The following is a 13245-nucleotide window of genomic DNA, read 5'->3' on the forward strand; positions in this document are numbered from 1 at the left end:
CGGCAGACTTTGGTTGTCAATCGTTCGGGATGTCCCTGCGACATCAGAACCCGTCGTGGATCGACCGTCCAGATTCCCGCTGTTTGTGAGCGGGGCCAGGCCGTGATTGGATCACCGCCCCCTCCTTTCATCCGAGCGGCGCAGGTTAGCCGCCATGTCCTTCAGCACCTGAATGAACTCAGCGCATCTTTCCGGACCGATCGCGTCGTTCAGAGCCGCAAGATGCGCCACGGCCTTGGCCTCCATCCGGGCCTGCATCTCAACGCCCTTTTTTGTGGCGACGCTCAAATGCGCGCGGCGGTCGCGCGCCGATGTGAGACGCGTGATCAGGCCGGTGTCTTCCATCCAGCGCAGAGCCTTGGTTACCGTCGATTTGTCACGGGCCGAGGCCGCGCCAATCTGGGTCTGACTGATGCGCGGATTGTGTACAATCAAGGTCAGGATCGTGAAATAGCCGGGTTTGAGCGCTTCCGGCCCCAGCCTTTTGGTAAAGTCCTCATAGGCCGCCTCGTAAGCCACACGCAAATACATGCCGACAAACTCATGCAGAATACCGTGGTCAATCTGATCGTCGCGTGGCGCCGGGCGGTCTTCATAGGTCAGGGCGATGCTCGTGGCCGGTATTTGCTGTGAGTGCGACATGGCGGTCACCATTCTCCTCGTTCGCATGACCCATTGCTGGGCGTTTGACTGATCGGCAACCTTGGCATGGCACGTTACCGGGCCATCTGAGGCAGGACCAGGACGATCCAGGGCAATGCGATGATCGCAATGATACGCACGACATCGGCCATGACAAATGGCAGAATACCCCGGTAAATCGCGGTGACCGACAGATTGCTGATCACGGATTTGATGACAAAGATATTGAGCCCCACCGGTGGCGTGATGAGCGAAAGCTCCGTTACCATGACGGCAAATATGCCGAACCAGACCGGATCGAAACCCATCTGGGTGACGATCGGGAAAAAGATCGGCACCGTCAGCAAGATCATCGACAGGCTTTCCATGAACATGCCCAGCACGATGTAGACCATGAATATGGTGAGGATCACCGCCACCGGCCCGACGCCGAGCGATGTGATCAGATCGGACAGCGCGGCAGGCAGGCCGATCAGGTTCATGAAGTTGGAAAACACAAGTGCGCCGATCAGCACCAGAAAAAGGCTCGCTGTCGTCAGCACCGTCTCGATCAGTGAAGCGACAAAGTCCTTCAAGGACAGGGCGCGTCGCCACAAAGCGAATGCCAGTGCCCCCGTTGCACCGACCCCCCCGGCCTCGGTGGGCGTGAAGACCCCCTGATAAAGCCCGCCGATGATCGCCACGAAGAGGATCAGGATCGGGCCGATACTGCGAAAGTGGTTGATCCGCTCCGCCCAGGGTACGCGCGGAGCGGATGGCGCACAGGACGGGTCGATACTGGCAGTAATCCGGATTGCCGCCAAATACAGCAGAATTGCCAGCAGGCCGGGAAGCACGCCGGCCAGGAAAAGCGCACCGATATCCGTACCGGTTGCGATGCCGTAAAGGACCAGGATCACGGACGGCGGGATGAGAATGCCCAAGGTGCCGCCGGCCGCCACGGCGGAGGCGGCAAAACCGTCCGCATAGCCGTAGCGACGCATCTCCGGCACAGCGACTTTCGCCATGGTCGCAGCAGTGGCAATGGATGAGCCGCTGAGTGCGGAAAACCCGCCACAGGCAAGGATCGTTGCTGCCGCCAGACCGCCGCGCATATGACCGACAAATCCGTGACAGAGGCGGTAGAGGTCTTCGGACATGCGCGAACGGGTCACGAAAACACCCATCAGGATAAACATCGGAAGAACCGACAACTCATAGGACATGGTGGCGTTGATCGGCAGCTGGCCGATGATCCCCATCGCCGTGCGTTCGGAAATATTGATCCAGATACCTGCGAGGCCGACCAGAAGCATGGCAAAGGCAATCGGCATGCCCGACATCATCAGTACAAACACACCGCCAAAAGAAACAGCCGCTATCTCCCACACGCCCATCACGCGGCTCCGGGCTCATTGGCGGAACGGTGTCGGCGGATCGCCTCCATGGCACAAACAAGAAAAGCAAGAGCGGCAATCGCCAGAAGTGTGGCCATGCCCTGGGCAATCAAGCCTTTGGGAACACGCAGTTCCATTGTCACCTCGCCATAGGTGACCAGACGATCGCCCTGCAACCAAACCCGCCAGGCAATGAAGCCGGTGAGCGCGGCGCCAATGAGATCAGAAAGGGTTGTTGTCACGCGCGCCAGGTTCGGCGGAAACCGGTCCGACAGCAAGGTCACTGAAATGTTGCCACGCCTGCGGATCATCAGGGGCAATGCGGTGAAGACCATCAACCCCATCCCGATCTCGATCATCTCGAAGCCGCCCATGAGCGGGCTGCGAAAGACATAGCGCATCGTCACGCCGACGAAGGTCACGATCATGACACAGGCGGCAATGGTGCCGGAGGCCCACGCCAGCATCAGGCATAATCTGTCGAAATTGGCCGTCAGGCGCATGAGGGCTCCCAATGGATGCATTTGGTTTGACTGTCCGGACAGGACCGGCGGCCGGCCGTCAGGCCTGCCGCCGGGGTCAGTTATTGAGCGACGTTCACAGCGCGCGTGGTGTTGTAGTGATCCACCATGGAGCGGGCGTAATTGAGGATCGCTTCGCCATCAAAGCCTTTCTCACTGGCCTGCGCCAGCCATTCGGCTTCCAAAGGCGCCAGCCGTTCGCGCGCGGCGGCCAGATCTTCATCCGGCAGAGTGATGAATTCGACATTGTTTTCATTGAGGCGTTCTTCGCCGTAGGCGTCACCGTTTGTCCAGGCAAAGCCTGCAAGAAGCGCAATGGCCATGCCTGAGTGTTTTTCGACAGCCGCCTGTTGCTCTGCCGTCAAACTGTCCCAGGTTGCCTGATTGAACGCGATCCAGAACGTATCGGTATAGAGGCCTCCAGGCACTTTGGTGATCGACGTGATAACCGGTGTGATTCCGAAAAAGTCGATGGATTCCAATGGGAATGTGATGCCGTCCGCAACGCCGCGCGACATGGCCGTTTGCGCCTCTGTGGGAGGCAATTGGACCGGCGATGCGCCGAGTTCGGACATGATCCGTCCCGTGACGTTCCCTCCGACGCGGATCGTCTTGCCTTCGAGGTCGGCCAATGTGTCAACCCGGCCATTGGCCATGTTGATGTTGGGGTTGGAATGCACAAACAGGCCTACAAGATGGACACCATCGTGTTCTCCGTATTCCTGACCCCATTTGGCGTAGGTCTGCCACGCGGCAGCAGAACCGGCCCATGGATCAGGTGACATGAACGGAAGATCCATCACCTGGGTCATCGTGAAACGGCCGGCGTTGTGACCGCTTACGCCATAACCGACATCAAATGCCTGATCCAAAAGCAGATCGAATTGTGCCGGCGGAGGCCCGAGGGCCGATGTCATGAATTCGAATTTAAGCGATCCGTCGGTTTCCGATTCAATCGCTTCGGCCCAGGGCTTCAGGATGCCCGAAACGATGAGATGATGGGGTGGCAGCCAGCTGCCGACCCGGATTGTGGTTGTTTCCTGGGCAAGGGCCGGCAGCGAAATCATCGCCGTCGCCACTGCGGCTGTCAGGACCTTGAAAGCATTCATGTTCATCTCCCTTTTTCAGTTTATGCGTGTTGTGGTCGTGTCTTCCTCTTTTAAAACCTGTCCGGTCCGCTCAGTTTGAAGATTTCCAATGCGTCGGCCTCGTCGCCCCGGCGCGCGCTCAGCAAACGAAACTGCTCGGCGGCCATCGCGGTGAAGGGTACGGGCGAGGCCGATTGCCGAGCCAGATCCCTGACGGAATCGAGATCTTTCAGCATTGTGTAGACGTGGCCGAGCGGCGGTTCGTGTTGTCCATTCACCATCCGGGGCACGAATAATTGCAAGGGTTTGCTGTCGGCAAATCCGCCGGTGAGCGCTTCGGGCAGACGTGCCGCGTCGACACCGGCATTGGTGGCAAGCCGCGTGGCTTCAGCCAAAACCGCCATGGTGCATCCCACAATTACCTGATTGCAGAGTTTCGTCGTCTGTCCGGCCCCGATTGGCCCCATCAACGTGAACTGGGCGGCCATCTGCAAGATAAAGGGTTTCACCGCATCGAACGTATCCTGGCTTCCGCCCGCCATGATCGCCAGCGTGCCGGCCTCTGCACCGGGCACACCGCCGGAAACCGGCGCGTCCAGCCAGCGCATGCCGGTGTCCTTTTGCAGCCGTTCGGCAAAGACGCGCGTCGCCTCGGGCTGTATTGACGAAAAATCAACCAGAATGGTGCCGTCGCGGGCGCCGGCGGCAATCCCGTCGGCGCCGAAGACCGCGGCTTCGACTGCCTTTGTATCGGTCAGGCACATAAAAACGATATCTGCCTGACGGGCCACATCAGCGGCACTTTTGCCCATCACCGCACCCTTTGCGACAAGCGGCTCCGCCTTTGCCGCCGTGCGGTTCCAGACGACGACACGGTTGCCTGCCGCCAGGAGCCGCGCACTCATCGGCGCACCCATCAGGCCGATGCCGATATATCCAAGTGTCGGTTGTTCGCTCATAACAATCCTCCTCAACCGCGCGGCGCCGGCCACTGGGCATTGCCCGCATGGGTCACGGCCCCCTCATGCGCCTGCCCCACGGTTGCCGCGTATTTCTGCAGAAGCCCGCCGCGGTGGCGGCTTACCGGCGGTGTCCATGCCGCCCGCCGTTTCTCCAGCTCCGCATCGGACACGTCGAGCTCAATGGTGGCGTTTTCGCCGTCAATTGTAATCCGGTCGCCTTGCTGAACCAAACCCAGAGGCCCGCCGGCAGCTGCCTCGGGTGCGGCATGACCGATACACATTCCGCGCGTTGCTCCGGAAAAACGGCCATCGGTGAGAAGGGCAACCTTCTCACCCATGCCCTGGCCGTAGATGAGCGCTGTCAGTCCGAGCATTTCGCGCATGCCCGGCCCGCCCACAGGCCCTTCATTGCGCACAATCAGCACCTGACCTTCAGAATAGTCGCCGCTGTGCACCGCTTCGACAGCGTCATCCTCGCACTCGAAGACCCGCGCCGTGCCGGAAAACACCTTCGATTTCAGCCCGGCCACCTTCAAAAGCGCGCCGTCCGGGCAAAGATTGCCTTTCAGCACCACAACACCACCCGACGATGCGATTGCATCTTTCACCGGACGGATAACCTCGCCGTCCGGCGCAGGGGCATCAGCCACCTCCTCGGCAAGCGTGCGGCCTGTTACGGTCAGCGTGTCGCCGTGCAGAAACCCATGAGCAATCAATTCCTTGATCACCACGTGCGATCCGCCGATCTCGTAAACATCTTTCGCGTGATACTGGCCACCGGGCCGCAGATTGCCAATAAAGGGCGTGCGATGCAGCACCACGGCGACATCATCGGCGGTAAACGTGATCCCCGCTTCGTGGGCGATGGCCGGAATGTGCAGCGCGGTGTTGGTCGAGCCGCCCGTCGCCGCCACGATGGCGCATGCATTCTCAAGCGCTTTTCTGGTGACGATATCGCGAGGCAGCGGCCCGCCGCGTTCAATCATCTCCATCACCAGTGCGCCTGCACGGTGGCCTACACCCTGCCTTTCGGAATAGACGCCGGGTATCATCGCGGAGTTGGGCACAGTCAGGCCCAGCGCCTCTGCGACCATCGCCATCGTATTGGCGGTGAATTGCCCGGCGCAGGCTCCGATGGTCGGCTTGCAGGCTTCTTCCAGCTGCGTCAGCTCGTCTTGCGTCATCGTCCCGGTCTGCACCGCCCCGACGGCTTCATAGGCGTTCAGGACCGAAACGTCCGCACCATTGTGACGACCGGGTAAGGCGGACCCTCCATAGACAAATACCGAGGGCACATTGCAGCGTACCATACCCATGATGACGCCCGGCAACGTCTTGTCGCAGCCGCCATAGCCGATGAGCCCGTCATAGGCGTGGCCATGAACAACCGCCTCGATGCTGTCGGCAATGATTTCACGGCTGACCAGTGAGAATTTCATGCCCTCGTGATTCATGCCGATGCCATCGGAAACGGAAATCGTCGTGAACTCGCGGGGCGTACCGCCTGCCATGGCCACCCCGGTTTTGGCATATTCCACCTGCGCATAATGGGTCATGTTGCATGGCGTGGTTTCGCCCTTCTGACTGACCACGCCGACCATCGGCTTGGCAATCGCGTCGTCGTCAAGGCCCATCGCCCGCATGAAGGCCCGGTGCGGTGTCCGGTCGATCCCATCCGTCGTGATCCGCGAACGAAGGCGTTTGACAGGGTCGGACGACATATTGGTTTTCCCCCAGATAGTTTCTTGATAGAATTTTTATTCTTGAAATAAAGTGCCAAATCCGGTTGTGATGTCAACACCAATTGTGAAAGGAGGCCCATGCGGCTGATTTCAAATATCTCAATGATGTTCACGGAACTGCCTGTCGCGGAGCGCCTTTCAGCTGCAAAGGAGGCCGGGTTCGAGGGCGTGGAAATTCAGTTTCCCGATGGCGATGACATCCCGCAACTGGCGGCGGCGTCGCGGAGAACAGGCATTCCGATCGTGTTGATCAACGTGCCGCGCGGACCCGGAGACGCCGTCGGCCTGGCGGCCATTCCCGGCGAAGAAGACGCCTACCGTGCGGCGGTCGCCGAATGCGCCCGAAATGCCGGCGCTTTAGGCGCAACAAAGGTGAATGTCCTTTCCGGACGTCCACCTGCGGATGCGGATCCAAATGAATGCGCCTGGGTTCTGCGGCAGAATCTGATCCACACCGCCGATGTGATGCAGGAGATCGGTGTGCGCGTCATGGTCGAGCCGGTGAACCGGATTGATGTTCCGGGATTCTTTCTGTCAGGACTGAAAACGGGGCTGGAGTTGCTGTCTGACATCGAGCACAGCAATCTCTATCTCCAGTTCGATTTTTACCACATGGCGATCACGGAACCGGACCTGTGCGAAGCGATTGGTCGAGCAGGCCCGCATATCGGCCATGTGCAATTCGCAGATACAAGTGGCAGGCACGAACCGGGTACCGGAGACATCGACTTTCGCGCCGCGATCGCCGCCTTGAAGGCGACCGGCTACGATGCTGAAGTTTCCGCCGAATACAATCCCAGAAGCGAAACACAAGCGGGTCTTGATTGGATGGCGCAGTTCAAAGAGTTTCTCAAATGACAGATGATGCGATCGAAAAAATCATGGCGGATGTGGTGAGCCATGCCGCATTTACTTCGTATGACGCCGACCAGACATTAACCCTGGAAGACGGATATCGTTTTCAGGACGCGCTGGCGGACCGGCTTGTCGCGCGCGGGGGCCGTATCGGAACCGCAGGCTGGAAGATTGCCGCAAACGCCCCGCAGCTTCTGGAACGCTTTGGCCTTGAAGAACCGCTCAGCGGACGCGTCTTCAAGAGCCAGGTTCATGAAAGCCCGGCAAATCTTTCGGACACCACGTTCCGGCAATTCGCCTTCGAGCCGGAAATCGCCGCGATTATGAAAACCGGCCTGTCCGGTACAAACATCAGCCGGCAGGAGACCGCGTCCGCAATCGATCGCCTGGTTCCGGCGATCGAGCTGCTGGATATGCGCGAGGTCGACATGCCGTCCGTCAGGATAGCGAATGTCGTGGCGCAGAATATTTCAAACGAAGGCATCGTGATCGGCGGCCCCGGTATCGCTCCGCAGGACTTTGACCCGGATGTCGTTCAAACCGAAGTGAGCGTGGACGGAAAAGTCGAGTTGCAGGTAACCGGTGCCGCCCCACAAAATCCCATTGACGCGGTGGCCTGGCTGGCAGATCACCTGACAAAACGCGGACAACGTCTTGAAGCCGGTCAGGTTGTCCTGTGCGGCACACATTGCCCCATCTGGTATCATGACAAACCGGGTGACATCGTTGTGGAGATGACCGACCTTGGCGAGGTGGCCATGCGCCTCTAGGGTCTTTTCGGCCTTTGTGGACGATCGCCCTAGATCCTGCCGACCAGACCACCTGCCGCGGATCTGATCAGGTCTGGATCGACTCCGCCGATAAGCAGGTAATCATAACCGCCGGCTGTCCAGGAAGCGGCGCTCATGCCCTGCAGTTTACCCGGCTGCAATGATCCTCTGCCCAGAGCCGTCCTTGCATCCGGTCGCGGTCTCGCTGCAAGCCGCCCCTGCCTTAAAGCGGGGCGAAAACCGTTTTGACCAGTGTCCTGTACAACATGATCTGCCGCGATGTCAGTTGCGGGTTACCGATGGCCTTCGAGAGGATGATCCCGCCTTCCACGACACCGGTGAGCATATCGGCAAGGTCTGTCAGATCGACGTCAGCCCTCGGCGAGTAATCGGACGCGATCTGCTCGAACATGGCAAGAAAACGCTCCCGCCAGTTCAGAACCGCTTTGCGGTTCAACTCGCGCACCTCAGTATTGAACAGACGCTCCTGATAACAGGCCGTTGCGACCAGACAACCGGGATGACCCTTCGGAATGTCATCCAGCATTTCAGCCATCAGCTTGAGGCCGATCAGCATTGCATGAAGAGGGTCCTCATTGAGTTCCCTGGCCCTGCTGAAGAGATCATCGAAGAGGCGATCTTCTTCTTCTATGTATCGCTCCAACAAGGCACGCGCGAGGGCATTTTTGTCGCTGAAATGGTAGAAGAAGCCGCCTTTCGTGATCTCCACCGCGGCAACAATCTCGTCAATGGACGTCGCTTCAAAGCCTTTGGAAAGGATGCTCGCCTGCGCGACATCCATGATCCGCTCTCGCGTTTTGCCTTTGTCCGCCATCGAATCCTTCCAAGCTACTGTACCAAGAGTACACTTGAGCGGCCGCCTCGCACGACCCCCAAAAAAATATTATCCCTAATGCTCTGAATATATTCAACAATATTACCTATCACCAACTGTACTGCAAGACTTCTATTTCAGTCGGAAGCAATTTCCTACGTGTAGCCCAGCCAACTACCGGAGTAACATCAATGCGACTGAAACAACTCTTGAATACCGAGAAACCATTTCTTGCGGATGGCGGTCTTGAAACCGTAATGATTTTCGAGAAGGGGCTGGAACTGCCCTACTTCGCGTCCTTCACATTGCTTGACAGCGAACAGGGACACCGCGCGCTTGAGGAGTATTACGAACGCTTCATCGATCTCGCCGCCGAATCCGGACGCGGCTTCCTCCTGGACACGACAACCTGGCGCGCCAGCGTGCCCTGGGGATCCCAGATGGGTCTCGGTGAAAGCGACATTGTCGACATCAACAGAAGGGCCGCCGCGTTTGCGATGACGATGCGCGACCGCCATGAACGCCGGGACCTGCCGATAATGGTCAACGGTGTCGTCGGACCGGCTGCGGACGGCTATGTCGCGTCGCAGACGCTGGCTCCCGATGACGCACAGTCAATACATATGCCGCAGATACGGGCGCTCCGCGAAACCGGTGTTGATCTCGCCAGCGCGATGACAATGACACATTCCGGCGAAGCCATCGGCATCACGCGTGCAGCGCGCGAGGCCAATCTGCCGGTCGTCATTTCTTTCACGGTCGAGACCGACGGAAATCTTCCATCCGGTCAACCGCTCGATCAGGCGATCGAGGAAGTCGACAACACGACCGCAGCCTATCCGCTTTTCTACATGATCAACTGCGCGCATCCCGATCATTTCGCACATGTGATGTCGGCAAGCACACTGACCAGGCGCCTTGGCGGGCTGCGCACAAACGCATCGCGTCTGAGCCATGCGGAACTGGACGCCGCCGAGGAGCTGGATGCCGGCGATCCCGAGGAACTGGGAACGCTCCATGAGCCGCTGCTGACACAACTGCCCAATATCCGGGTGCTCGGCGGCTGCTGCGGAACCGACCATAGACATGTCGGTTGCGTTGCACGCGCCAGCGATACGACATCTGCCGCATATGAGGAATTAGCAAATGCCTAGTCGAAACACTGCCTTCAATCTTCGGAAAGCCGCTGTAGAAGATGCCACGGCTCTGGCGCAGCTTGTCAATATTGCGGGAGAAGGGCTGCCACTGGTCCTTTGGACCTCGATGGCGAAGGCCGATGAAGACCCCTGGGATTTGGGCGCGTCACGGGCGCGCAGAACAGAAGGATCGTTTTCATGGACCAATGCGAGAATTGCCGACATAGACGGAACGGTGGCGGGAGCGATTATTACCTATCTGACCGCTCCGCAGCCGGAACCGATCAATGACGATACGCCTGAGATGTTTCGTCCATTGATCGCACTGGAGAACGACGTCCCGGAAACGAACTACATAAATGTGCTCGCAGTTTTTCCGCAATTCCGGCGCATGGGAATCGCCAGCGCGCTGCTTGAATCTGCTACCGCAAACCCCGGGAAAAACGGGGCTTCGATCATCGTGGCGGACCAAAATACCGGCGCACGGCGCCTCTACGCACGCCATGGCTTCACGGAAGTTGCGAGGGAGCTGATTGTCAAAGGCGACTGGCGGACCAAAAACCGTGAGTGGATCCTTCTCAAAAAGGCTGGCTGACCTTGCCCCGGGGTTTCAAGACGCCCCGGGGAAAGCCGGCGGTCTAGACCGCGCGATTTTCCGCGTCGGCCTGCAGGGCAGCGTCGGGCCTGTGCGCCATTCTTATCCGACAGATTTCTCCCGCATATTCATCAAGCGCCCTTATTCCATTGGGGCTCATGGTATAAATGCCGGTCGCCACACGTTCGAACCAGCCATAGTGGTTATCCGCCATCAGACGACGTGCGCCTGAAACGCCTGAGCCTTCGGCAACCTTTGCGGCCTTGGTCGGACCGTTTTCGTCAAGCAGGATAAGGCAACGCAGCGCATCCTGGCGATAGGCCGTTATCAGCCCGTTGCGGGTGGACCCGCCTGTATTGGGATCACCTTCAAGCCTTGCGAACTCACGCAGCAACCGCGCCGTGCGTCGTGGAACCTTGCGGGGTTGATAAGGTCCCGGATCGATGTGTATCTCGGTATGGCCGTCCCGCAACCGGACCGTGATCAGCCCAAGTCCGAGACGCCGGCACAGCTTCCTATTCCGACGCAGCGCCGCCAAAAAACTGCGACCCGTCAAACGCGGCACCGCCACATAAACCGCATCGCTTACACTCAGACGTTCGACGGCCTGATGAAACAATGCCAGCGAGAAACCTGCCTTCATCTCGACGATGACCGGCTCCTCATCGCCTCGCACGGCGACGACGTCCGCCGCGCCGATCTCGCCCTTGACCTCGTAGCCCTGGGCCTCGAGCATGGATTTAACCGGAGCATAGAGATCCGTTTCACGGATTTTCACCTTAGCCATGCCTTAAGAGATAGCGGCAATTGGTGAACAAACCGCAAGCGACTCAAAGGTGCGATGTCGCTATGATGTCGGGACGGTGTCGTGGTCGTCAGGAATCTTTCCTGCCAACGTGGCGCGGTCGGAAACGACGCAACCAGGAGAAACGGAATGTTCATTCGCAAATTGCGGTTCGACAGAGGCTGGTCGCAGGAAACGCTGGCCGAGCTGAGTGGATTGAGCGTGAGGACGGTCCAACGCATCGAACGCGGCGGAACGGCAAGCCTTGAAACGCTCGGCGCACTGGCAGCGGCGTTTGAGATGGATATTGCCGAACTGACCACGGAGATGGATATGTACAACAAACAAGGCAGCTCGGAGGAAGAGCGCGAGGCCATGGAATATGTTCGCGACATCAAGGGCTTCTATAGTCATCTGGCGCTTTACGTCACCGCGACGGCAGCCATGGGCATCACCAATCTGTTTATCGGCTCCGCATATCCCTGGTTCCTTTGGCCGGCACTCGGCTGGGGCATGGGCGTTGCTGCTCACGGTGTGTCCGTCTTCGAAGTCTTCTCGGTTTTCGGCGTCGACTGGGAAAGGCGCCAGGTTGAAAAAAGGCTGCAGCGCAATCGCGGGTAATGCACAAATGCGATAGACAATCCAGCCTGGCGGCAATAGGGTCCGCCCATGACCACTCCCCAGGCTCTGGATGGCTTCTACGCATGGAAGCGGCTGGCCGTTACGCTCGTAATTGCCATGGTCGCGAATGTCGGCATGTGGGCGATCGTCGTCATCATGCCGGCTGTCCAGCAGGAATTCGATATCGATCGGGCGGACACATCCCTGCCCTACACGGTCACGATGATCGGCTTTGCCCTCGGCAGCGTCTTCATCGGCCGCGCCGTCGACCGCGTCGGCATTACATTGTCTCTGATCGGGGCTGCATTGTGTGTTGCTGCCGGGTACACGCTCGCTGCCGTCAGTACATCGGTCTACATGCTGTGCGCCTGCCAGTTGCTGATTGGGCTTGGCACCGCCGCCGGCTTCGGACCGCTGATCGCCGACATATCCCACTGGTTCATGAAGCGGCGCGGTATCGCGGTCGCCATAACGGCGAGCGGAAATTACCTGTCGGGAGCGATCTGGCCGATCCTGCTCAGCCCGGTGCTTGCCGCCGATGGCTGGCGCTCCGTCTATCTGATCCTTGCCGCCGTCACGCTCGTCACCCTTATTCCCCTGTCGCTGCTTTTGCGCCGCCGCATATCGTTTGAAGCAACACAGAGCGCTGATGCCGTTGCGTCAGCCAACGCGCATTCGGTGCAGTTTTCCCCGCGCGCGCTGCAATGGATGCTGGTTGCCGCCGGTCTTGGCTGCTGCGTGGCCATGGCAATGCCGCAGGTCCATATCGTCTCGCTGTGCGTGGACCTGGGTTACGGGCCCGCCGCCGGCGCGGAAATGCTGTCGCTCATGCTGCTTGGCGGTGTCGGATCGCGCATTGTGTTCGGGCTGATTGCCGATCGCCTGGGCGGGGTGCCGACACTGCTGATCGGCTCAACGCTGCAATGTATTGCGCTGTTTTTCTACCTGCCCTTCGACGGGCTGGCCTCGCTCTATGTCGTCAGCCTCGTCTTCGGGCTGTCGCAGGGCGGCATCGTTCCGAGTTATGCGCTGATCGTGCGTGAATACATGCCGGCCCGCGAGGCCGGCCAGCGGGTCGGAATCGTCCTGATGGCGACGATTGTCGGCATGGCGATCGGCGGCTGGATGTCCGGCTGGATTTACGATCTGACCGGCTCTTACCAGATGGCTTTCATCAACGGCATTTTGTGGAATGTGATGAATATCGCCATCATGGCGACGATTTTCATGAAATCCCGCAGCCGCGCTCAGCCGGCCTGATCAGCCGGCTTTGCACGTTTTAAACCAGTGCCCGATTGACGTCGCCGGCACTACCGAA

The 13245-nt window shown here is 59.1% G+C and carries 15 protein-coding genes; 6 read left to right on the forward strand and 9 right to left on the reverse strand.

The window, feature by feature from the left end; translation table 11 throughout:
* Nucleotides 1-111: 111 nt before the first annotated feature.
* From OQ273_RS19325 to ilvD, 6 genes are all read right to left on the reverse strand, one after another.
* Nucleotides 112-642 (reverse strand): MarR family winged helix-turn-helix transcriptional regulator, encoded by a 531-nt coding sequence (locus tag OQ273_RS19325; RefSeq protein WP_271292122.1) that lies wholly within the window; start codon nt 640-642, stop codon nt 112-114.
* 74 nt (nt 643-716) lie between these two features.
* Entirely contained in the window at nt 717-2018 is a 1302-nt protein-coding gene (locus OQ273_RS19330) for a TRAP transporter large permease (protein WP_267992512.1), read from the reverse strand.
* A complete protein-coding gene (locus OQ273_RS19335; protein ID WP_267992514.1) occupies nt 2018-2521 on the reverse strand; it encodes a TRAP transporter small permease in 504 nt (167 codons plus the stop codon). The genes OQ273_RS19330 and OQ273_RS19335 overlap by 1 nt, the downstream gene beginning before the upstream one ends.
* An 80-nt stretch (nt 2522-2601) precedes the next feature.
* On the reverse strand, nt 2602-3648 hold the full coding sequence (locus OQ273_RS19340) for a TRAP transporter substrate-binding protein (RefSeq protein ID WP_267992515.1): 1047 nt from the start codon (nt 3646-3648) through the stop codon (nt 2602-2604).
* Nucleotides 3649-3698: 50 nt separating this feature from the next.
* Nucleotides 3699-4586, reverse strand: coding sequence for an NAD(P)-dependent oxidoreductase (locus tag OQ273_RS19345; RefSeq protein WP_267992516.1), 888 nt, complete (start codon nt 4584-4586; stop codon nt 3699-3701).
* An 11-nt stretch (nt 4587-4597) separates the two neighbouring features.
* Entirely contained in the window at nt 4598-6310 is a 1713-nt protein-coding gene (gene ilvD / locus OQ273_RS19350) for a dihydroxy-acid dehydratase (RefSeq protein ID WP_267992517.1), read from the reverse strand.
* Between the two features lie 99 nt (nt 6311-6409).
* Between ilvD and OQ273_RS19355 the strand changes: the two genes are divergently transcribed.
* Nucleotides 6410-7189, forward strand: coding sequence for a hydroxypyruvate isomerase family protein (locus OQ273_RS19355; RefSeq protein ID WP_267992518.1), 780 nt, complete (start codon nt 6410-6412; stop codon nt 7187-7189).
* Entirely contained in the window at nt 7186-7956 is a 771-nt protein-coding gene (locus OQ273_RS19360) for a 2-keto-4-pentenoate hydratase (RefSeq protein ID WP_267992520.1), read from the forward strand. The genes OQ273_RS19355 and OQ273_RS19360 overlap by 4 nt, the downstream gene beginning before the upstream one ends.
* Nucleotides 7957-7985: 29 nt before the next feature.
* On the opposite strand, the gene OQ273_RS19365 is transcribed toward OQ273_RS19360, so the two are convergent.
* On the reverse strand, nt 7986-8117 hold the full coding sequence (locus OQ273_RS19365; protein WP_267992522.1) for a hypothetical protein: 132 nt from the start codon (nt 8115-8117) through the stop codon (nt 7986-7988).
* Between the two features lie 62 nt (nt 8118-8179).
* A complete protein-coding gene (locus OQ273_RS19370; RefSeq protein ID WP_267992524.1) occupies nt 8180-8791 on the reverse strand; it encodes a TetR/AcrR family transcriptional regulator in 612 nt (203 codons plus the stop codon).
* A gap of 191 nt (nt 8792-8982) precedes the next feature.
* Here OQ273_RS19370 and OQ273_RS19375 point away from each other — a divergent pair, with 191 nt between their 5' ends.
* Complete coding sequence (locus OQ273_RS19375; RefSeq protein WP_267992526.1) at nt 8983-9945, forward strand: homocysteine S-methyltransferase family protein; 963 nt, start codon at nt 8983-8985, stop codon at nt 9943-9945.
* The gene (locus OQ273_RS19380) at nt 9938-10522 is read left to right on the forward strand and encodes a GNAT family N-acetyltransferase (protein WP_267992529.1); all 585 of its coding nucleotides are present in this window, start codon (nt 9938-9940) and stop codon (nt 10520-10522) included. The genes OQ273_RS19375 and OQ273_RS19380 overlap by 8 nt, the downstream gene beginning before the upstream one ends.
* Before the next feature lie 43 nt (nt 10523-10565).
* Here OQ273_RS19380 and OQ273_RS19385 read toward each other — a convergent pair whose 3' ends face one another.
* The gene (locus OQ273_RS19385; RefSeq protein WP_267992531.1) at nt 10566-11309 is read right to left on the reverse strand and encodes a DUF2161 domain-containing phosphodiesterase; all 744 of its coding nucleotides are present in this window, start codon (nt 11307-11309) and stop codon (nt 10566-10568) included.
* A gap of 147 nt (nt 11310-11456) precedes the next feature.
* Between OQ273_RS19385 and OQ273_RS19390 the strand changes: the two genes are divergently transcribed.
* Together OQ273_RS19390 and OQ273_RS19395 are read left to right on the forward strand one after the other, a co-directional pair.
* Entirely contained in the window at nt 11457-11927 is a 471-nt protein-coding gene (locus OQ273_RS19390; RefSeq protein WP_267992533.1) for a 2TM domain-containing protein, read from the forward strand.
* 48 nt (nt 11928-11975) lie between these two features.
* Complete coding sequence (locus OQ273_RS19395) at nt 11976-13187, forward strand: MFS transporter (protein WP_267992535.1); 1212 nt, start codon at nt 11976-11978, stop codon at nt 13185-13187.
* Nucleotides 13188-13245: the final 58 nt, after the last annotated feature.

Origin of the sequence: Hoeflea prorocentri (genome assembly GCF_027944115.1) — a bacterium.
Taxonomy (GTDB): domain Bacteria; phylum Pseudomonadota; class Alphaproteobacteria; order Rhizobiales; family Rhizobiaceae; genus Hoeflea_A; species Hoeflea_A prorocentri.

Bases quoted from the DNA above. Each gene is read 5' to 3' on its own strand.
- OQ273_RS19325 (WP_271292122.1), bottom strand. From the start codon at position 642: ATGTCGCACTCACAGCAAATACCGGCCACGAGCATCGCCCTGACCTAT.
- OQ273_RS19330 (WP_267992512.1), bottom strand. From the start codon at position 2,018: ATGGGCGTGTGGGAGATAGCGGCTGTTTCTTTTGGCGGTGTGTTTGTA.
- OQ273_RS19335 (WP_267992514.1), bottom strand. From the start codon at position 2,521: ATGCGCCTGACGGCCAATTTCGACAGATTATGCCTGATGCTGGCGTGG.
- OQ273_RS19340 (WP_267992515.1), bottom strand. From the start codon at position 3,648: ATGAATGCTTTCAAGGTCCTGACAGCCGCAGTGGCGACGGCGATGATT.
- OQ273_RS19345 (WP_267992516.1), bottom strand. From the start codon at position 4,586: ATGAGCGAACAACCGACACTTGGATATATCGGCATCGGCCTGATGGGT.
- ilvD (WP_267992517.1), bottom strand. From the start codon at position 6,310: ATGTCGTCCGACCCTGTCAAACGCCTTCGTTCGCGGATCACGACGGAT.
- OQ273_RS19355 (WP_267992518.1), top strand. From the start codon at position 6,410: ATGCGGCTGATTTCAAATATCTCAATGATGTTCACGGAACTGCCTGTC.
- OQ273_RS19360 (WP_267992520.1), top strand. From the start codon at position 7,186: ATGACAGATGATGCGATCGAAAAAATCATGGCGGATGTGGTGAGCCAT.
- OQ273_RS19370 (WP_267992524.1), bottom strand. From the start codon at position 8,791: ATGGCGGACAAAGGCAAAACGCGAGAGCGGATCATGGATGTCGCGCAG.
- OQ273_RS19375 (WP_267992526.1), top strand. From the start codon at position 8,983: ATGCGACTGAAACAACTCTTGAATACCGAGAAACCATTTCTTGCGGAT.
- OQ273_RS19380 (WP_267992529.1), top strand. From the start codon at position 9,938: ATGCCTAGTCGAAACACTGCCTTCAATCTTCGGAAAGCCGCTGTAGAA.
- OQ273_RS19385 (WP_267992531.1), bottom strand. From the start codon at position 11,309: ATGGCTAAGGTGAAAATCCGTGAAACGGATCTCTATGCTCCGGTTAAA.
- OQ273_RS19390 (WP_267992533.1), top strand. From the start codon at position 11,457: ATGTTCATTCGCAAATTGCGGTTCGACAGAGGCTGGTCGCAGGAAACG.
- OQ273_RS19395 (WP_267992535.1), top strand. From the start codon at position 11,976: ATGACCACTCCCCAGGCTCTGGATGGCTTCTACGCATGGAAGCGGCTG.